General features: G+C 58.8%; 17 protein-coding genes and 2 pseudogenes. 16 read left to right on the top strand and 3 right to left on the bottom strand.

The genetic code is table 11. The features are described 5' to 3' along the window. Positions 1-265 precede the first annotated feature (265 nt). The 7 genes from FHT29_RS21790 (at position 266) to FHT29_RS21820 (ending at position 6,528) form a co-directional block, all read left to right on the top strand. Positions 266-784 carry a hypothetical protein gene (locus tag FHT29_RS21790; RefSeq protein ID WP_246703088.1) on the top strand — a complete coding sequence of 173 codons (519 nt, stop codon included), beginning with the start codon at positions 266-268 and terminating at the stop codon, positions 782-784. Positions 785-1,202: 418 nt separating this feature from the next. Beyond that, a complete protein-coding gene (locus tag FHT29_RS21795) occupies positions 1,203-1,817 on the top strand; it encodes a glutathione S-transferase (protein WP_037199415.1) in 615 nt (204 codons plus the stop codon). A 59-nt stretch (positions 1,818-1,876) separates the two neighbouring features. Beyond that, the gene (locus FHT29_RS21800; protein ID WP_168600124.1) at positions 1,877-3,943 is read left to right on the top strand and encodes a pyridoxamine 5'-phosphate oxidase family protein; all 2,067 of its coding nucleotides are present in this window, start codon (positions 1,877-1,879) and stop codon (positions 3,941-3,943) included. 127 nt (positions 3,944-4,070) lie between these two features. Further along, positions 4,071-4,619: a peroxidase-related enzyme gene (locus tag FHT29_RS21805; RefSeq protein WP_047640739.1), complete on the top strand. Its 549-nt coding sequence runs from the start codon at positions 4,071-4,073 to the stop codon at positions 4,617-4,619. Between the two features lie 68 nt (positions 4,620-4,687). Continuing rightward, positions 4,688-5,152, top strand: coding sequence for a DUF1348 family protein (locus tag FHT29_RS21810; protein WP_037199410.1), 465 nt, complete (start codon positions 4,688-4,690; stop codon positions 5,150-5,152). 30 nt (positions 5,153-5,182) lie between these two features. Continuing rightward, complete coding sequence (locus FHT29_RS21815; protein WP_234903985.1) at positions 5,183-5,500, top strand: hypothetical protein; 318 nt, start codon at positions 5,183-5,185, stop codon at positions 5,498-5,500. Positions 5,501-5,637: 137 nt separating this feature from the next. Continuing rightward, positions 5,638-6,528: a LysR family transcriptional regulator gene (locus FHT29_RS21820; protein WP_037199408.1), complete on the top strand. Its 891-nt coding sequence runs from the start codon at positions 5,638-5,640 to the stop codon at positions 6,526-6,528. A gap of 15 nt (positions 6,529-6,543) precedes the next feature. Here the strand turns inward: FHT29_RS21820 and FHT29_RS21825 are convergent, their stop codons facing one another. After that, entirely contained in the window at positions 6,544-7,530 is a 987-nt protein-coding gene (locus FHT29_RS21825; protein ID WP_047640737.1) for an NADPH:quinone reductase, read from the bottom strand. A gap of 113 nt (positions 7,531-7,643) precedes the next feature. On the opposite strand from FHT29_RS21825, the gene FHT29_RS21830 reads away from it, so the two are divergent. The 3 genes and pseudogenes from FHT29_RS21830 to FHT29_RS21845 form a co-directional block, all read left to right on the top strand. Beyond that, positions 7,644-7,982 carry a helix-turn-helix domain-containing protein gene (locus tag FHT29_RS21830; protein WP_047640736.1) on the top strand — a complete coding sequence of 113 codons (339 nt, stop codon included), beginning with the start codon at positions 7,644-7,646 and terminating at the stop codon, positions 7,980-7,982. 144 nt (positions 7,983-8,126) lie between these two features. Beyond that, positions 8,127-9,104, top strand: a complete 978-nt coding sequence (locus FHT29_RS21835; protein WP_168600125.1) for an alpha/beta hydrolase — start codon at positions 8,127-8,129, stop codon at positions 9,102-9,104. A 329-nt stretch (positions 9,105-9,433) separates the two neighbouring features. Next, positions 9,434-9,562 (top strand): annotated as a pseudogene (locus tag FHT29_RS21845) (FAD-dependent monooxygenase); the annotation flags it as partial. A gap of 254 nt (positions 9,563-9,816) precedes the next feature. Here the strand turns inward: FHT29_RS21845 and FHT29_RS21850 are convergent. Next, positions 9,817-10,023: a hypothetical protein gene (locus FHT29_RS21850; RefSeq protein ID WP_081999673.1), complete on the bottom strand. Its 207-nt coding sequence runs from the start codon at positions 10,021-10,023 to the stop codon at positions 9,817-9,819. Between the two features lie 394 nt (positions 10,024-10,417). Here FHT29_RS21850 and FHT29_RS21855 point away from each other — a divergent pair, with 394 nt between their 5' ends. From FHT29_RS21855 to FHT29_RS21865, 4 genes and pseudogenes are all read left to right on the top strand, one after another. Beyond that, entirely contained in the window at positions 10,418-10,732 is a 315-nt protein-coding gene (locus tag FHT29_RS21855; protein ID WP_052224408.1) for an HD domain-containing phosphohydrolase, read from the top strand. Positions 10,733-10,924: 192 nt separating this feature from the next. Continuing rightward, entirely contained in the window at positions 10,925-12,718 is a 1,794-nt protein-coding gene (locus FHT29_RS21860) for a PAS domain-containing methyl-accepting chemotaxis protein (RefSeq protein ID WP_037199392.1), read from the top strand. A gap of 117 nt (positions 12,719-12,835) precedes the next feature. Further along, positions 12,836-12,922 (top strand): annotated as a pseudogene (locus FHT29_RS34540) (IS6 family transposase); the annotation flags it as partial. A gap of 180 nt (positions 12,923-13,102) precedes the next feature. Then, positions 13,103-13,339, top strand: a complete 237-nt coding sequence (locus tag FHT29_RS21865; RefSeq protein ID WP_037199530.1) for a hypothetical protein — start codon at positions 13,103-13,105, stop codon at positions 13,337-13,339. Between the two features lie 118 nt (positions 13,340-13,457). On the opposite strand, the gene FHT29_RS21870 is transcribed toward FHT29_RS21865, so the two are convergent. After that, on the bottom strand, positions 13,458-16,334 hold the full coding sequence (locus FHT29_RS21870; protein ID WP_168600126.1) for a winged helix-turn-helix domain-containing protein: 2,877 nt from the start codon (positions 16,332-16,334) through the stop codon (positions 13,458-13,460). A 370-nt stretch (positions 16,335-16,704) separates the two neighbouring features. Between FHT29_RS21870 and FHT29_RS21875 the strand changes: the two genes are divergently transcribed. Together FHT29_RS21875 and FHT29_RS21880 are read left to right on the top strand one after the other, a co-directional pair. Then, a complete protein-coding gene (locus FHT29_RS21875; protein ID WP_168600182.1) occupies positions 16,705-17,982 on the top strand; it encodes an epoxide hydrolase family protein in 1,278 nt (425 codons plus the stop codon). Between the two features lie 71 nt (positions 17,983-18,053). After that, complete coding sequence (locus FHT29_RS21880; protein ID WP_037199391.1) at positions 18,054-18,581, top strand: hypothetical protein; 528 nt, start codon at positions 18,054-18,056, stop codon at positions 18,579-18,581. The last annotated feature ends 34 nt before the right edge of the window (positions 18,582-18,615 follow it).

The following is an 18,615-nucleotide window of genomic DNA, read 5'->3' on the forward strand; positions in this document are numbered from 1 at the left end:
AGTCGGCGCTCTGCTACCCCGCTTCACTCCGGCGGAATGCGCAAACTACTTCAGGGCCGCTGGATATGACCCGGAATGAACAAGATCTGCTCTAGAGGCATTGGTTTAGCAGAGGACTGCCGACTCAAAGGATTAGTTACTTCAAAGGATTAGTCACTCGCAGGCGGTGCCGAAGGTTCTAATCCCACCAACTGCGCTGGATGCCGAGTGACGCCTCCCAGTCGCGCTTTCATCGATGGGTGCGGACAGGACCAGCGGACTCGGGATGATCACGGCCTTGTCGCTTCTGGAGCAGGGCTTTCGCAACTTGACGTCTCCGGTCACCTTTGTGCGCGCTGGCGGATTCTTCGAAAACTTCCTTTATGGCTTGCACGTCGCCCAGGGCGGAACGCTACCGGTGTACTACAATCCGACAGACCGGAAATCGACCATGGTCGCGACGACCGACATCGGCGCGGAGGTCGCAACGCTTTTGACCGTGCCAGCCTGGTCAGGACAGCGCGTCATCGAGCTTGGTTCGATGGTCAGCGCGGATGAAGTCGCAGAGCAATTGGGTGAAGTCCTGAAACTCGACGTGAAAGCCTTTGCAATTCCGCGTGCTGGGTGGGCGGAAGCGTTCGAGCAATTGGGTATCCCGAAGGGCCGCACCGGACCCGCCGAAGAAATGTTTGAGGCCGTGAATGCAGGATGGATGGACCTCGGAGCCGAGGGGATAGAGCACGTAGCGGGTACGACGTCCGCGCGCGAAGTCTTCGAGGCTGCACAGAACGCCACCAAGGCGTAAGTCCGGGACGGATCAGGCATGAGCGGGAGACAGCCCGGCGCAGGTCTTCCCTCAGGAACCCGCCGCCATTGCCGCACGGAATGGAGACGCGGCGGCATCCATTCGTTTCGTCGTCGCGCAGATCCGTGATCTTCTGCTGACCGCGCCAGTCTTCGTGCTTCAGCATGACGATGCTCGGATGGGCAGTGGAGATAGGGCGGTTGCCGCCCATTTTGGATGCGGACCTGGTGCTGCTTACCACCGACCCGACGGCTCCCGTCGACTCTGCGCGAATGACAGCCGCGCAGTCGCCGGTGATTATTGCGTCAGCCGTAATTATGAACTGCGAAACGCGGCCGTTCTCATCGGCAACCGGTTGAGGCACCTTCGAGATGCGGATTGGGAGTGAACCCGTCCAACAATTTCGCAGGAGCGCATCATGAAACTTTATCACCATCCCTTGTCGGGACATTCGCACCGGGCTTGCCTCTTCGTCTCGCTGCTTGGATTGCCGCACGAACTCGTCGAGGTCGATCTGAAGGCCGGCGCGCACAAGAAGCCGGAATTCCTGAAGCTGAACCCGTTCGGCCAGGTGCCGGTGCTCGTAGACGGCGATGTTGTCATCTCGGACAGCAATGCCATTCTGGTCTATCTCGCCAAAAAGGCATCCCGCACCGATTGGCTTCCAGAGGACGCGCAGGGCTCTGCCGCCGTCCAGCGTTGGCTGTCGGTTTCCGCCGGCGAAGTCGCTTACGGTCCGGCAGCCGCACGGCTGATCACCGTCTTTGGCGCCAAGTTCAATCCTGAAGAAGTGATCGGTCGTGCCCACACGCTGCTCGGCAGGCTCGAAGGCCATCTGGCCGATCGCCAATGGCTGGTTGGTGCCGGTCCGACGATCGCGGATGTGGCGATCTACAGCTATGTGGCCAGGGCGCCTGAAGGCAATGTCGATCTTTCAGCCTATCCGGCGGTCGACGCTTATCTGCGCCGTGTCGAAGCCCTGCCGGGCTTCGTCCCCTTCGTTCAAACGCCGGTTGGCCTTGCGGCTGCTTGAAGGCGAGATCCGGGCGTGCAACGGCGCGCGCCCGGTGCTTCTTTTTTGGGAGACGGAACATGGGCGATATGTTGAAGACACTGCCGGTCTGGCACGAAGGTGAGACCTTCATTCAGGAGAAGGTTGGCGTCGCTGAGCGTATGGCCGCCGTCGGTCAGCGCGTTATCCGTGATTTCATGCCGGAACAACACCGCGACTTCTATGCTCAGCTGCCCTTTATCGTATTGGGCAGCGTCGATGGAAGCGGCGATGCGTGGGCAACTTTCCTCGAAGGGCGCCCCGGCTTTATGTCATCTCCTTCATCAACCATTCTGGAGATCGCGGCCCGAAGCGATGCCAGCGATCCTGCAAGCGAAGGCGTTTCGGACGGACAGCCGATCGGCTTGCTCGGCATGGAAATGCACACACGGCGTCGCAACCGCATGAACGGGATCGTCTACCGCTCACCGGAGGGCGTCTGTGTCGATGTCGACCAGAGTTTTGGAAACTGCCCACGCTATATCCAGCTGCGTGAATTCGAATTCGTGCGTGAGCCAGGCCAGCCATACGCAGGCTCGGTCGAGCACCTGCCGGCACTGGATGCTGAAGCGCGGTCGATGGTTACAGCGGCAGATGCGTTTTTCGTGGCGTCCTATGTCGATCGCGAAGATCGCCGTCAGGTCGATGTGTCCCACCGGGGTGGCAAGGCTGGCTTCGTTCGCATTGCCGCGGATGGGACACTGACAATTCCGGATTTCGATGGCAATCTCTTTTTTTCTACGCTCGGCAACATCCTGCTAAATGGCAAGGCCGGGCTTCTCTTCGTCGATTATGCAAATGGCGACATGCTGCAGATGTCGGGCGACGCCGAAGTAATCCTCGACTCGCCGGAGATCGCCGCCTTCCAGGGCGCTGAACGACTATGGACCTTCAAGGCCCGCCGGATCGTTCGCCGGCGCAACGCACTCGCGCTGCGCTGGACCTTCAGGGAAAATGGATGGTCGGCCAATTCGCTGATGACCGGCGACTGGGCGCAGGCCGCCGACCGGCTGCGTGCGGCGGAGCTTGCCACCCAGTGGCGTATCCTGACCGTAACGAAGATCGTCGACGAAAGCGCCTCGATCCGCTCGTTTCATCTGCAGCCGGGCGACGGGGCGGGGCTATTGCCGCACGTGGCTGGCCAGCATCTGCCGATCCGTCTTGGAATTCCAGGCGCCGACAAGCCGGTTATCCGAACCTATACCCTGTCTGCGGCTCCATCCGATGGCATCTACCGCATCAGCGTCAAGCGCGAGGGACTGGTGTCCCAGTATCTGCACGACATCATCCGCGTCGGCGATACGATCGAAGCGCGGGCGCCGGCCGGCGATTTCACCATCGATGCCCGCGCGACCCGCCCGGCCGTACTGCTCGCCGGTGGCGTCGGGATCACACCCATGCTCGCCATGCTGCGCCACGTCGTTTACGAGGGGTTGCGCAAGCAGCGCATCAGGCCTGTCATTCTTTTTCATGCGGCCCGGTCTAGGCGGGAGCGCCCGTTCGACCGGGAACTCGCCGAGCTTGTCAATGCGGCGCAGGGTGCCGTCAAGCTGATCCGGGTCTTGAGCGACGCAAACGGTGCTGAAGAATTCGCTGACTACGATGCGATCGGGCACATCGACATGGTGCTCCTGTCCCGCCACTTGCCGTTCAACGATTATGATTTCTACGTCTGCGGGCCACCACAGTTCACCCAGGCGCTCTATGACGGGCTGCGAGGCTACAATATCGCCGATGGCCGGATTCACGCAGAGGCGTTCGGCCCGTCCTCCTTGAAACGAACCCTCGACGCCGGAGTGGCTGTTCCCGCGCGCCGGCCACCATCTACCAGGCCAGTGCCCGTCGCCTTCATGGGATCGATGAAGGAAGCGCGCTGGACGCCTGAAGCCGGCACGCTGCTGGAGCTGGCGGAATCCCGCGGCCTGAACCCGGAATTCAGCTGCCGGGAGGGCACGTGCGGAACATGCCGCACAAGGCTCACCAAGGGCGCGGTGACCTACGTCAAGGAACCGACGGCAGCGATTAGCGAAGGCGAAGTGCTGCTGTGCTGCGCCGTTCCGGCACAGCAGGAGACTGATGAAGAAAACCGCATCCAGCTCGAACTCTGACACGCCGCATTGATGCGCTTGACGCAAGAGTATCTTCCGCCTTTTCGACGTTCACCACAAGGCAATACCAGAGCATCCTCATTATGAGGAAGGGACAGCCTTTCGCAACCAAATCAAGGAGATAGAAATGTCACATATTCCCACACCCGCCACGATCAATGATGCACCGGAAGCGTCCCGTCCTATACTTGAAACCATCCAGAAGCAGATCGGCTCCGTGCCGAATATCTTCCGTCTGGTCTCAAACAGCACGGCCGCTTTGAACGGCCTGACGGGCCTTCAGAGCGCATTGGCGAAGGGCAAGCTTGCCCCAGCCACCCGCGAGCGGATTGCGCTCACCATGGCCGAGGCCAATGGCTGCGATTACTGCCTGTCCGCACACACCTACACCGCCACAAAATTCGCCAAGCTCGATGAAAACGAGATTGACGCGAACCGCCGTGGCACCTCGAATGACCCGAAGGCTGCTGCCGCCGTCGAATTCGCCCGCGCGGTGGTTGATGCCCGTGGCTCCGTGGCTCCGGTCGAAGTCGAAAAAGTCCGCGCTGCCGGCTACAGCGATGCGGAAATCCTGGAAATTATCGCGCACGTCGCGCTGAACACTTTCACCAACTATGTCAACGAAGCGCTCGGTACCGAGATCGATTTTCCACGTATTGACCGCCTGGCGGCATGACCCGCGTACGGGGGGTCGCCCGCCTGCGACCACCCTGCCATCGTTACCCACGAACAAGGAGTTCAATCATGTCTCGTCCACCACTTCCTCCATTCAATGAACAGACTGCCATCGAGAAGGTTCGCCTTGCCGAAGACGGCTGGAACAGCCGCGATCCCGCCAAGGTGGCGCAGGCCTACACCGTCGATACGCGCTGGCGCAATCGCGCCGAGTTCGTTACCAGCCGCGCCGAGGCTGAAGCCTTCCTGACGCGCAAGTGGAACCGGGAGCTCGACTATCGTCTGATCAAGGAGATTTGGGCCTTCCAAGGCAACCGTATCGCCGTTCGCTATGCTTACGAGTACCGTGACGACAGTGGCCAGTGGTTTCGGGCCTACGGCAACGAGAACTGGGAGTTCGCAGAGGACGGGCTGATGCGCGCGCGCCATGCAAGCATCAATGAGCATCCAATTGCGGAAGCCGAGCGCAAGTTCCGCTGGCCGCTCGGTCGCCGGCCGGACGATCACCCGGGCCTCAGCGACTTCGGCTTCTAACGCCGGGTCCAGATCAAGGAGGCCGCCACCATGGCAGGGTTCAAGCTTGATGTGCGGGCACGGCTGTCGATCGAGCTCGCGCTTACCGCCGGACGCGGCGATCCCATTTTTGTCCAACAGCAGGAAAAAGACGCCAAGGCGCTCGGCATGACTGGGGCTGAAATCGATATGGCCCGCAAGGGCTCGAGCTTCGATTTTCAGCTCTCCAGAGCGATAGCCGTGGCGCTCGAACCAACCGCCAAGCACCGCGAGCGGGCCTCGAAAGCCGGTATCGACGCCCAAACCTACGCCGACATCGAAAAACTGGTGGTGTCGTATAGGGGCCGATCTCTGTTGCGATCCGCATAGCAACCGCCAAGCTTTCGTGACATTTCCAGTCATGTCATTGGTATCAATCTCGAAATGGTCTTGCTCGATCTGTTTCGGGATTGATACATTTCCGGCCGACGGTCGCGTGAGAGCAACGAGCAATCTTTGAGGGGCGAATGGATCGATGGCAGGCAATGCGGATTTTCGCCAAAGTTGCGGAGACCGGAAGTTTTGCGGATACCGCGCGCCACATGCACATGAGTGCACCGGCGGTCACCCGCGCGGTCGCAGCGCTTGAAGATCTCATTGGCGCCCGCCTGTTCGTTCGCACCACACGCTCCGTCAAGATGACCGAGGCAGGCACACGGTATTTCGAGGATTGCCGCCGAATATTGGCGGATATCGCCGAAGCGGAGGCTGCTGCGGGTGGCTCCTATGCCACTCCAACCGGTACGCTGGCCATCACCGCCTCGGCATTGTTCGGGCAGATGTATGTGCTGCCCATCGTAACCGAGTTCCTGAATGCCTATCCGGCCATCCACGCCAGGACCCTGTTCATCGATCGCCCCGTTAACATGGTCGAAGAAGGGGTGGACGTCGCGGTTCGCATCGGCCACCTACGGGATTCTGGTTTCTCCGCGATCAAGGTCGGCGCGGTACGGCATGTGATTTGTGGTTCCCCGAGTTATTTCGAGAGCCACGGCGTTCCAACCACGCCGGCCGACCTCAAGAATCATCGCGTTGCCGCCTCCACAAGCGCCTGGGCCTCGCCTGAATGGCGTTTCGCAAACGATCAGCGGGTGACCATCGACCCGCTTCTACAATGCAACACCAACGACGCCGTCATCACGGCCGCCCGTTCAGGCTGGGGACTAACCCGAGTCCTGCACTACCAGATCGGCCCGGCTCTCATGGCGGGGGAATTGCAGATCGTGCTCAGCGACTATGAAGAGCCGCCAATGCCCATCCACATTCTCCATCCGGAAGGACGGCATGCGCCCGCCAAGGTTCGGGCTTTCGTCGATATGGCAGCCAAACGCCTACGAGAAAACCGGTTATTGAACTGAGCTGGGAATGATCGATCACAGCTCGATCAAGATTTTCCCGATGGTTTTGCCGTTTTCCTGGGCTTCATGCGCGTCCACAATCTGGTCCAGCGGCAGTTTCATGGCAATCGTCGGTCTGTAAGCGCCGGACGCTGCGCAGGCGGCGATTTCATCAGCCGCCTTTTGCAAGCTCACCTCGGGCATGGTGTAGAAATAAACGAAGCGAAAGGCCAAGCCGCCGCGCAACGCCGGAATAAACGGGATCGAGAGCCTCGCCCCCGCATCTTCGGTCGCGTAGGCCGAGGCAATGCCATCTCGAGCGAGGCACGCGACCGCAATGTCGATATTGGCCACGAGATCGACATCGACGATGCGCTCGACGCCCTGGCCGTTGGTTGCCGCTTTGACTTTTTCGGCGATGTTTTCCTCATGCCGGTTGATGACCAGGTCAGCACCTGCGGCGCCGGCGACCTCGGCCTGCTCGTCGCGCCCGACCGTCGCGGCCACCCAGGCGCCTGCCCATTTGGCAAGAAGAATGGCTGCGTTACCGACGGCGCCCGCACCTCCCTGGACCAACACGCGCTTGCCTCGAAGATCACCATCCGCGAACAGGCAGCGATGCGCGGTCATGGCAGCGACGCCAAGACACGCACCGGTGTCGAATGAGACAGAATCCGCAAGCCTTACCACATGAGCGGCGGGCACAACCACGTATTCGGCGGCAGATCCGAATGCCTTGCCGGTCTGTGCTTTGTACACCCACACCCGTTCACCGATGAGGGTGTTCGGCACGCCTGGCCCGACCTTGTCGATTGTTCCCGCGGCATCCTGATGGGGGACGATACGGGCAAAGGGCATTGGCGCTCCGGTAAAGCCGGTGCGGTTTTTTACATCCGACGGATTGAGACCGGATACTGCTACCTTGACCCGCACTTCGCCGCACTGTGGTTCGGGATCGGGCAGAAAGCCGATTTGCAGGACGTCCCGGGCTGAACCCTGCCGGTCGTAAAATGCAGCTCTCATGGGCAGATTCCTCTCGTTCGATATGCCGTCCACCTACCGAGGCTGATCATCGTGTTGCAAGTAGGCAATATTTTTGCCTATAGGTATAAAAAGTACACTCTTGGATCTTCGTTATGGATGTCATCGATCGATGTGCGGTGGAAATCACCGTCGATGTGCTCGGTGGAAAGTGGAAGCCGATGATTATCTTCCGGCTCCTGGATGGCCCCCGCCGGTTTGGCGAACTGCGGCGCCTAGTGGGAGATCCCAGCCAACGCTCTCTGACAATCCAGCTTCGACAACTTGAAGCGGATGGGATTGTCGAGCGCACGGTCTTCGCGGAGGTCCCGCCTAGAGTGGAGTATGCCCTGTCCGAGTTCGGCAAAACGCTAACACCCGTCATGTTGGCCATGCGGGACTGGGGGCGGTCGTTCAGGGGAAAAATTGGCTCGGATGCAGCAACTGGCCAGTAGGTCCAAGTTTTCGTGAACTGAAGTGATTGTTACATCCACCGCAATTATCACTTCCGCATTGAACGGATTATCGTTTTCGCGACGCTGGATATGTTGGTCTCCAAGCCAGTCGGTGCTGGCGCACAAACCCGAAGGAGACCCGCCATGAAACGTCTGATCTTGACCCTGCTGCTCGCGACCGCAAGCTTCGCTCCCCTGTCCATGGCCGCAGCGGCAACAGCTGAAACGCCAACAGCCATCCAGCAAGCTGCGGTTACCGTCCACTACCGCACCGTTGCGGTCGACGGTGTGAACATCTTTTATCGTGAGGCGGGTCCGAAGGACGGTCCGGTGCTCTTACTGCTGCATGGTTTCCCGACGTCTTCACACATGTTCCGCAATCTGATCCCGCTGCTTGCCGATCGTTATCGGGTTATCGCTCCGGACTATCCGGGCTTCGGCGAGAGCGACGCTCCGGACCACACAAAATTCGCCTACACATTCGGTCACTATGCCGATCTCGTCGATGGATTGCTCGACAAGCTCGGTGCGAAAAAATACGCCTTGTATGTCATGGACTACGGCGCCCCGGTCGGCTACCGCCTCGCCCTGAAACATCCCGATCGCGTCAGCGCCCTCGTCGTGCAGAACGGAAATGCCTATGAGGAAGGTCTCACGGCATTCTGGGACCCGATCAAGAAATATTGGGCCGATGGCTCTAAGAACAGTCGCGAGGCGCTTTCTGGCCTTGTAACCCTGGAAACAACAAAGTTCCAGTACACGGACGGCATGAGCGATCTGAGCCGCATCAGCCCCGACAACTGGGTTCACGATCAAGCACTGCTCGACCGTCCCGGCAACAAGGATATCCAACTCGATCTTTTCTATGACTACCGCACGAACGTGCCGCTCTACCCGCAGTTCCAGGCCTTCTTCCGCGAACGCAAGCCGCCGACCCTTATTGTCTGGGGCAAGAATGACAAGATCTTTCCGGCAGACGGCGCGCATCCCTATCTTCGTGATCTTCCGGACGCTGAGATGCACCTTCTGGATACCGGGCATTTTGCGCTGGAAGATAAGCTGGATGTCATGGCGCCGATGATCCACGACTTCCTCGACCGCAAGGTCCTCGGAGATAACTGAATATCAGGCCGCGCAGCCCTGTAGCTCCGCGGCCTTCTGTCTTCAGGCAAGCGGGGCGCGGGGTTCGAGAAAAGCCTCCAGCCTGAAGACGCCGAATTCCCGTCCGAAGCCGATTGCTTGAAGCCGCCGAAGGGTGCCAGGGGTCATGCGGCGCGCCGTTGATAAACACACGGCCACCCTGCTGGTGCCATGAGCAGGTCCTCCTTCCTCCGTGATTAGTGCCAGCCTAATCACTGCAAAACGAAAACGTAATTTTCTATACCGGGCACGTGCACTACAGCTGCCAGGAGAACAAGCAAACTAGCCCTGATGGGGAAAAGGACAGTGCCATGCCAGTTGAAGTCGTGGACACGCTCGTTGTCGGTGCCGGCCAGGCCGGTGTTGCCATGAGTGAACATCTGAGCAAGGCCGGTGTTTCACATTTGGTGCTCGAGCGCCGCCGCATAGCCGAGCGTTGGCCATTGCTCAAGCGGAGCTCCCATGTTGCGCCGATTAATCGCGCCTGCCGAAGATCGAGCTTTGCACGTCTGTACATGTGACGCTTGATGAGTTTCAGGCGGATTATCTGACCTTCGGTTTGCCTATTCGACCAAGGGGAGATGATAGCGTTTCGGACTCGGCATGCTCGGGGGGAGGAGATCCGTTTCTTTGCCATCCCTGGACCGAATCCTGATTTACCCCATCTTGGGAATTCCTGGGCCGACCAACTCGGCTAGCCGTCATTCAGGTTCTTGGGCGGAGGACGCTTGGTGCGTCCACGGTGAATTGGAAAATACAGCACCACAACCGATATCACCAGAACCAGCAACAGCAGAACGACGAACTGAACGATCGTGTAACCGAGCTGATCGCGCGGCACGAACCAACCGGCGACAATACCGGCACCCAACATAAGTATGCGAACGAGCCACCCGATCATGATGTGTCCTCTTCAAGTCATATGACACGTAAATATACCGCGGGTCGTTCATCTCGCCTTGCGCGAGATCAAACCCATGTGTCGGCCGCCGATCCGATCTTGCCGGACCATATCTGGGGCATGATCACGGGGACGCCCTATGCCGCGACCGCGACAGCTCTGACTCCGGTTACCGCCTATTGCCTGAAGGAAGGGCGTGAGCGATGCCATCGCGTCACGGCCGATCTCATCAACAGCCTTGAGCTGCCGGCCCGCAGGGGCAGGAGATGCAGCGAAGGGAGGTGGCAGCGCGTCAAAGCGATCACTTCGACGAGCCGGAAATGTTTCTGTCGAAGCTCCGCAGCTTCCAGCGGAAGATATCGGAAAGCCCCGACAACGAGGACCATCGGCGCTAATGCGCCGGGACGAATTGGAACGCGGTACCCTTACGCTCGGCAAATCCGACGCCGTGAGTGCGTTGATGGTCACGTTCGGTCGCAGCCTTGCGATGGGTGAGGATGCAATACGGTTGTTAGGCTTGGGTGGCCTTGTTCATGATCTTGGCAAGACGGCCTTGTCCGTCGATCTTTCGCGAAAGCCCGGCCAACTAACGGTGCAAGAACTTGCTATCATCCGAACCCACCCCAAACGAGGCTATGAGATAGCCGCGCAGATCGATGACATGCCCGAGGCAGTTCTCGATATTTGTCTGTATCATCAGACCTTTTGAAAACGTTCGTGTCGCGGATGATAATCAATGGCGCCATCGACTGAATTATTAGGCCGCCAGAGTGCGTAACGTTTCGAAGCTCTGCTCGATCCGATGAACACCGAAATTACAATTAAACATCAATTAATGGGACAGTGCGAATATTCACCTGCGGCTCGGCTCTAACCGCATTCATCCAACGGAGGATTGGACGTGAATATTCTAAGTCGTGGTGCCAACGCTCTTGCAGCACTTGCTGCTCTGTCAAAGTCGCAAGCCATGATCGAGTTCGATCTGACGGGCCGAATTCTGACCGCGAACGAAAACTTCTGCCGTGCACTTGGCTATGATCTCACAGAGATTGTCGGCAAACATCATAGCATGTTCGTAGAGCGGAGCTATGCGCAATCCCCAGACTACAAGACTTTCTGGGCCAAGTTGGCCGCCGGCAATTTTGATCAACGACAATACAAGCGCGTTGGCAAAGGAGGCAAAGAAGTCTGGATCGAGGCGTCTTATAATCCAGTCTTTCGCCGAGGCAAACCTATCAAGGTCATCAAGATCGCGACCGACATCACAGCTCAGAAGCTGAAAACGGCTGAAGATGCCGGAAAGATAGAGGCCTTGTCGCGAGCGCAGGCCATCATCGAGTTCACGCCGACCGGTGATGTGCTGACTGCCAATGACAATTTCTTGTCAGCACTCGGTTATACACTTGCAGAGATACAGGGCAGGCACCACTCAATGTTCTGTGAACCGGCCTACACGGGAACCAGCGATTATCGACAATTTTGGGCCAGGCTCAGCGCCGGCGAGTTCGTTGCCGACGAATTCATGCGGATCGGCAAAGGCGGTCGCAAGGTTTTTATTCAAGCATCCTATAATCCGATCTTCGATCTCAATGGGAAGGTTTTCAAGGTCGTTAAATTTGCAACGGATGTCACCGGCCGCGTCGAGAATGTCGAAGCACTGGCGAATTGCCTGACCAACCTGGCGGACGGTGATCTATCGCAAAGGATTGAGAAGCCATTTATCGCTTCGCTAGAGCGGTTGCGGACGGATTTCAATGAAGCCTCCGAAAAACTGAAGCGGGCCATGTCAACTGTAGCAGACAATGCACAGGCCATTTCATCCGGTTCAAATCAGGTCCAAGCTGCCGCCGACGACCTCGCCAAGCGTACTGAGCAACAGGCTGCGTCCATCGAGCAGACGGCTGCCGCACTGGAAGAGATTACCACGACAGTAAAAGATTCGAGCCATCGGGCCGAAGAGGCTGGTCGGTTGGTCACCCGGACGCGCGAGCATGCTGAGCATTCCGGCGCGGTGGTGCGTGACGCCATTGGCGCTATGGATCAAATCGAGGCTTCATCGCGCGAAATCTCAAACATCATCGGGGTCATCGATGAGATCGCCTTTCAAACAAACCTTCTCGCCCTTAATGCTGGAGTTGAGGCAGCGCGCGCAGGTGAGGCCGGCAAGGGTTTTGCAGTCGTGGCTCAGGAGGTTCGCGAGCTGGCACAACGGTCTGCGACGGCCGCTAAGGAGATAAAGGCTTTGATCACAGCATCCGGCGGCCATGTCCAGAGCGGTGTTTCGCTCGTGACCAAAGCGGGATCCGCTCTGCAAGAGATCGCTACCCAGGTACATGCGATCGACACCAATGTGGTCGCTATCGTAGAAGCCGCACGCGAACAGTCGACTGCGCTTGCGGAGATCAACCAAGCCGTAAACATGGTCGATCAAGGCACTCAGCAGAATGCAGCAATGGTCGAAGAACAGACCGCCGCAAGCCACAGCCTCGCACGCGAAGCCGCTGCGCTCTTTGAGCTTCTTGATCAATTCAAGTTCGATGATGTCATGGCTCGCACGGCGGTATCAACAAGACATGCAATCCAGTCTGCAGCGCCTCCTGCCCAAGGGCGCAAACTGCGCAATGCTCCAACTATTCTCGCGACATACGGATCCGCAGCTCTATCTGCAAAAGAAACGGAATGGGAGGAGTTTTAGGACATCGTGACGATGGCGCTAGCCTTCCCCTCGTTGGAGTGGAAGGCGGCCAATATGGCTTTGATTGCAAAAATCTCGCTGACGCTCGATGAGGGCTGGTAATTTTTAGCGAGATTTTTGAAGAGCGATTTCAAGTGGCGGCATTTTCGGGGTGAGATTATCCTTTGGTCGGTACGGTGGTACTGTCGCGATGGTGTAAGCCACAGCCGGGGCAAGATAACCAGCCAAGACAAAGATGTGAGTCCGACTTGCAACAACGCTCGGACAATTTGCGGTCCAATCAATTTGGTGCTGGATCTCCGTGATTCATCCAAGCTATTCACCAAGTAGCGGAGTGATTTGAAGACGCGCGTGGGCGCCTTGATCTCCGCAATGGGACACGTCATGACGGCGCAGACTATTGCTGCATGGGCAATACAGAACGGATTCAATTCGCTCGATTCGTGGAAGTATCGTCGCAGCGACGATGTGGGCACGATCACCATCGAGATAAAAAAGTTCTCGGTGGTGCTGATCGACGAGAGAGCCGGTTTGCGCCCACGTATTGTTTCAAAATTGTTCAAAGACTTATTTTCCCAGAGTCCAAACGGTGGGCTCGAGCGGTTTTTGTTCGATCGTTGAAAATCATATCGGCACGAGGATCCGATACCGATAGGTGCGATAATCGGTTGTTTTGCAGGCATGGCGGCAGGTTTTCGCAGGATGCGTATTTGCAATCATGCCCTTGCGATGCCCAAATTCACAGGAACTGATCATCTCCGCGGTGTGCAAGTCTCTCCAGCGCCTCTGCAGCCGCCTTGAGATCCGGCGTATCTCGGCCCTCCGTGAGACGCTCGAAGATCGGTCGCAACAACTCTGTCGCTTCCGTCGAACGACCCTGGCCAGCCCATAGTCTCGCCAGATCTGTCGCCGCTCGCACCTCCCAGGATCCCGCGCCCTGGTCTCGGCTCATCTGCAGGGATTGCGTGAGGTATGTCTCCCCAACCATGTTGCTCAACTCGGGCGCAGCCAGAAGAATGCTTCCCCGTAGCCTCAAAAGCTCGGGAAGATAGGAAAAGTACCCCTTGTCCTCGATCAATTGTGCCGTCTCTTCCGCCAGCGACCAAGCGTCGGTGTAGCGGCCGATCGAGACAAAGCCCGCAATCAAGACGAACTGGAACCGGATGGTGAACAGTTCGAAGCGTGCGACGTGGAGGTTTTCGAGTTGCCTTTGCAAGGCGGCTGCGCCGACCTCTACGTCTCCTCGTCGGATCGCGATTTCGGCTCGGAACGCATGTCCCATCGGCAGGTATGGTCCGAAAGAAAGTGTTTCCGCCCTCGTTATAAACGGCACCAGATGCTCTTCCGCAAGGTCAAGATCGCCGATCCACAGGAGTGTTGCGATCGAACTGAGCGAGATCGCGAAGGACACCGGATGGCGAATCGTTTCAGCATCCTTGAACGCCTGGCGAATAACGGCACGGGCCTGATCGCGATACCCTTGAAGCCAGAGCGTCGTCGACCATCCTATGCCAGCCCAGGTGTAGTGGTCGAACCCATAATGGATCTGCTTGCTCGCAGGCGATCTTCCGGGTTCGAGAACCGGGGCCAGCGTCGTGCGTGCCTCCCCGAGGCGACCGACCAAGCAGTACGACAGACCGAGGAGGGTATGCGACAGAGCAGTCGCCGCGGGATCGCCGAGACTGCCAGCGATCTCGAAACAACGCTCTGCATACTGCAGGCATCGTCGGAACTCTCCGCTGCGGAGATGGAAGAAGTAGAGTGGCCCAAGGAGGCGGGCAGCATTGAGGTAGTCGCCCCGCGCCTGCGCGATCTCAAGGCTTCTGTTGAGAGCCGCGGCCGACATGTCGTTGTGCCCTTGCGTGAACATCAAAGACACCCCGAACGACGCCTGAAGCTGCATCTCCTCGTTGCCACCGCGTGTCGTCTCGTCGATCGACTGCAGCGCGCGCTCCGTCCAACGGTGGCACTCGGGCAGCAGACCCATCGCCCGGAACACAGGTGCGACCGCCGCGACCAGTCCGACGCCCATGGACGCGTCGCCTGTCTCGCCAAAACACCATTCTAGGGCCGCGCGAACGTTGTTGATCGCGTTGAAATGCGGCGCGCGTTCCGTGGCGGTCGAGAGCGATGACCACTCGCTGCCGTTTTGTTCGAACCACACTCTGCAGTAGGCCGCATGACGGCTCGACAGGTCCGTACGCTCGTCATCGTCCTTGCCGCGGTCCAACACGTATGCTCGGGTCGTGTCCAGGAGGCGGTAGCGCATCATCGCTCCGAGCGGACGCGCTGCCACCATCGACTTCTCGACAAGGCTGTCGATCGCCGCGAAGACTGACGCACGGTCGAGCGTCTCGCTCGCCACCACCTCCAAGGCGGCATCGAGCGGGAAGTTACCGACGAACACGGCCAGGCGCCGCAAGACCGTTCGCTCGAGATCGGATAAGAGGCCATAGCTCCAATCCAGCGTCGCCTGAAGGGTTTGCTGACGCGGTGGCGCGCTTCGAAGTCCCTGCCACAACAGCGTGAGCTGCTGATCCAGCAGCGCCGCGGTCTGTTCCAGCCCGTAGGTCTCGACACGCCTGGCGGCAAGTTCGATGGCAAGTGCGACACCATCGAGCTTGCGGCAGATCTCGCAGACGATGGCTGCCTGCGCGCCATTCACATCCAGTTGAGCTCCGCCGGCCACCGCACGTTCGACAAACAACTGTGTCGCGGGGAAGTCTTGAAGCGCCGCCACCGAAATCTCCGGAACGTCCGGCGGACATGCCAGGGCATCCAACCGGTAGACACGCTCGCCCTCGATGCGCAGGGTTTCCCGGCTTGTCGCCAGGATATGCACCTGCGGTGCGGAATTCAGGATCGACATCACGGTCGTTGCGATTGCCTCGACAAGATGTTCGCAGGTGTCGAGGACTAGCAGGATGTGCTTGTCCTTCAAGAAGCGGACGAGTTCAGGTGTAGCGTCGTCGGCCTGGATCGACAACCCAAGCAAAGTGGCAACTGTGGTTGCCGCGAGCCGAGCATCTCCGATCGCGCCAAAGTCGACAAACAGAACATGTCCGTCGAACTGATCCGCGACGTGATGTGCGGCCGCGATTGCAAGGGTAGTCTTGCCGACACCGCCATGGCCGACGATCGTAACCAAACGGGAATCGGCGAGCTGAGCGGCCAGCTTCAAAACATCGACATCGCGGCCGACCATGCGCCCGAGAAGCGGGGGAAGGTTGGCGTGTGGGAATAGGTCAATCGAAGCGGACGCACTTCCCCGGTCGACGGATATTCTCGAGATCGGAGCGACGAAGCAATATCCCCGTCCAGGTACCGTCGTGATATATCGTGCTCCGTCTTCGCCGTCTCCGAGTGCCTTGCGAAGGCCCGTCATGTGGAAACGGAGGCTGCCTTCCTCGACAACAGCATCCGGCCAGACCTGAAGCATCAAGTCTTTTTTGCTGATGATTTCGTTGGGGGCGGAGACGAGCGCAATAAGGATGTCGAGCGCGCGTCCGCCCAGGTCTGTCGGGGTGCCGTTCCTGGACAGCAGCCTCTCGTTAACGGCCAGCGTAAACGGACCGAAGCGATATGCCTGATTGTCTGCAACCACCTCAATCGCCATGGTGTCTTCCCGAGAGACCCAATGAACTGGCCAAACCTTAGTTGAAGTCCATCTCATCCGCCATCGCAAACTCGGAGAGATTTGCGCCAAGGCTGCTCTCTTTGATTGCATATCCTTTGTGTAAAACAACTAATTGAGGGTCAAAACCTGGTGAGTGCCCACGACGATGCGAACACTGTTAGATCCAAATGGCGCTGACAGTGCAACGCCACTCGCAAAAGCTAACGCTTCCTCATACCCCATAACGGGCGTTTTCCGCTCTCTCCTCGTAGGTTCTGACGCAGCACGGAGGTGCAGCCAGACCTTTCCGATTTTGAGGAGATTCGACATGCATACGAAAGCTTTCGAAGAGATTGATCAGGACCGCCGCATGCTTCTAGGTGCAGCAACGCTGGGGGTCGCTACCGTGGGCGCAATGAGCCTGCTGCCGTCGCGTCTGGCCGCAGCCCCGGCGGCCGACGCTATCCGGCCGTTCCATGTCAAGTTCAAGGACGATCAGCTCGCTGACCTTCGCCACCGCGTCGCGGCGACCCGCTGGCCAGACCAGGAAACGGTTTCGGACGACACGCAGGGCGTCCGATTGAACACCATCAAGAAGCTTGCCAAGCACTGGCAGGGCTATAACTGGCGCACCGTCGAAACCCGGCTCAACAGCTTCCCGCAGTTCGTCACCGAGATCGACGGCCTCGACATCCATTTCATCCATGTCCGCTCCAAGCATGAGAACGCGCTACCGATTATCATCACGCATGGTTGGCCGGGTTCGATCATAGAGCAGATGAAAATCATCAAGCCGCTCACCGATCCGACGGCCTATGGTGGCACTGAAGACGACGCGTTCCATGTCGTCATCCCCTCACTACCGGGCTACGGCTTCTCCGCCAAGCCTAAGGAGGTTGGCTGGAACCCACCCCGCATCGCCAAGGCTTGGGCCGTGTTGATGCAACGCCTCGGCTACACGAAATACGTCGCCCAGGGCGGCGACTGGGGCAATGCGGTCACCGAACTGATGGCGGTACAGGAGCCGCCGGGACTGCTTGGCATCCATACCAACATGGCGGCGACCGTGCCCGCCGACATAGCCAAGGCGCTCGCGGCCGGCAGTCCGGCACCTGCAGGTCTTTCAGACGACGAGAAACGCGCCTACGGCCAGCTCGACGATTTCTACAAGAACGGGCTCGGCTATGCGGTCGAGATGAACAATCGCCCGCAGACGCTCTACGGCATCGTGGATTCGCCGGTCGGGCTCGCCGCCTGGATGCTCGATCACGACATCCGCAGCTACCAGATGATCGCACGGTCCTTCGACGGCGCGAAGGAGGGGCTGACACCGGACGACGTTCTTGACAACGTCACCCTCTACTGGCTGACCAACACCGCGATCTCGTCGGCGCGTCTCTATTGGGACAACGCCCATTTCCCGTCGGGAGGATTCTTCGATCCTCGCGGCATCAAGATCCCGGTCGCCGTAAGCGCGTTCCCGGACGAAATCTACCAGGCGCCGCAGAGCTGGGCCGAGAAGGCTTATCCGAAGCTCATTCACTACAACCGGCCGCCGAAAGGTGGACATTTCGCTGCCTGGGAGCAGCCGGAGCTGATGACGCCCGAACTGCGGGCGTCGTTCAAGTCGCTGCGCGACGAGACGTGACGAATTCAATGGCGCGGCGCCCCGCGCCATCGTCCCCCCGTATTACCCCATTCCATCAAGGAGAAACGGACATGAGCGAGAACCAAATCGTCGATTCAAGCTTCAGCGCCATCATCAACGCACCGATCGAGAAGATCGACATTCCGAAGTGGTGCTTTTCTCTTCCCGAGAAGGAATATCAGGGCTGCTCGCCCGCCCATATCGCCGCCGGCTTCACGACCGCACCCGACGGCAAGCGCATGTCGATCAACGTCGAGACGATCGGCGGTAGCCTGATGGTCCAGCACTATGTCGAAACACTCGGCGAGAAAGATCATCTGATCCTCGATTCCGACTCCGACGTGTTCACGCCTACGGGCCGCGTCACCATCCACGTGACCTGGGAACTGAGCGTCAGGGAGATCGAGAAGGGGAGATGCGAATTCACCAATCGGGTGCAGTCGTTCGCCACCAAGGAGATGCTTGCATCCCTCGACCGGCAGGGAATTCCTTTCGAAATCTTCCGTACGCAGCGTCAACCGATGTCGATCGCGCACAACAAGGGTGAAACGCCCCTGTTTGCCGCCAGCATCGAGCGCGCCGCGCTCAGGAGCAACTGATTCATCGACAGCGATCCCCACGCCGCAACGGAGA

Source organism: Rhizobium sp. SG741 (genome assembly GCF_012275435.1).
In the GTDB taxonomy this organism is placed as follows: domain Bacteria; phylum Pseudomonadota; class Alphaproteobacteria; order Rhizobiales; family Rhizobiaceae; genus Rhizobium; species Rhizobium lusitanum.

Bases quoted from the DNA above. Each gene is read 5' to 3' on its own strand.
- FHT29_RS21805 (WP_047640739.1), top strand. From the start codon at position 4,071: ATGTCACATATTCCCACACCCGCCACGATCAATGATGCACCGGAAGCG.
- FHT29_RS21830 (WP_047640736.1), top strand. From the start codon at position 7,644: ATGGATGTCATCGATCGATGTGCGGTGGAAATCACCGTCGATGTGCTC.
- FHT29_RS21855 (WP_052224408.1), top strand. From the start codon at position 10,418: ATGCGCCGGGACGAATTGGAACGCGGTACCCTTACGCTCGGCAAATCC.
- FHT29_RS21820 (WP_037199408.1), top strand. From the start codon at position 5,638: ATGGATCGATGGCAGGCAATGCGGATTTTCGCCAAAGTTGCGGAGACC.
- FHT29_RS21790 (WP_246703088.1), top strand. From the start codon at position 266: ATGATCACGGCCTTGTCGCTTCTGGAGCAGGGCTTTCGCAACTTGACG.
- FHT29_RS21810 (WP_037199410.1), top strand. From the start codon at position 4,688: ATGTCTCGTCCACCACTTCCTCCATTCAATGAACAGACTGCCATCGAG.
- FHT29_RS21870 (WP_168600126.1), bottom strand. From the start codon at position 16,334: ATGGCGATTGAGGTGGTTGCAGACAATCAGGCATATCGCTTCGGTCCG.
- FHT29_RS21835 (WP_168600125.1), top strand. From the start codon at position 8,127: ATGAAACGTCTGATCTTGACCCTGCTGCTCGCGACCGCAAGCTTCGCT.
- FHT29_RS21800 (WP_168600124.1), top strand. From the start codon at position 1,877: ATGGGCGATATGTTGAAGACACTGCCGGTCTGGCACGAAGGTGAGACC.
- FHT29_RS21795 (WP_037199415.1), top strand. From the start codon at position 1,203: ATGAAACTTTATCACCATCCCTTGTCGGGACATTCGCACCGGGCTTGC.
- FHT29_RS21865 (WP_037199530.1), top strand. From the start codon at position 13,103: ATGACGGCGCAGACTATTGCTGCATGGGCAATACAGAACGGATTCAAT.
- FHT29_RS21875 (WP_168600182.1), top strand. From the start codon at position 16,705: ATGCTTCTAGGTGCAGCAACGCTGGGGGTCGCTACCGTGGGCGCAATG.
- FHT29_RS21815 (WP_234903985.1), top strand. From the start codon at position 5,183: ATGGCAGGGTTCAAGCTTGATGTGCGGGCACGGCTGTCGATCGAGCTC.
- FHT29_RS21850 (WP_081999673.1), bottom strand. From the start codon at position 10,023: ATGATCGGGTGGCTCGTTCGCATACTTATGTTGGGTGCCGGTATTGTC.
- FHT29_RS21825 (WP_047640737.1), bottom strand. From the start codon at position 7,530: ATGAGAGCTGCATTTTACGACCGGCAGGGTTCAGCCCGGGACGTCCTG.
- FHT29_RS21880 (WP_037199391.1), top strand. From the start codon at position 18,054: ATGAGCGAGAACCAAATCGTCGATTCAAGCTTCAGCGCCATCATCAAC.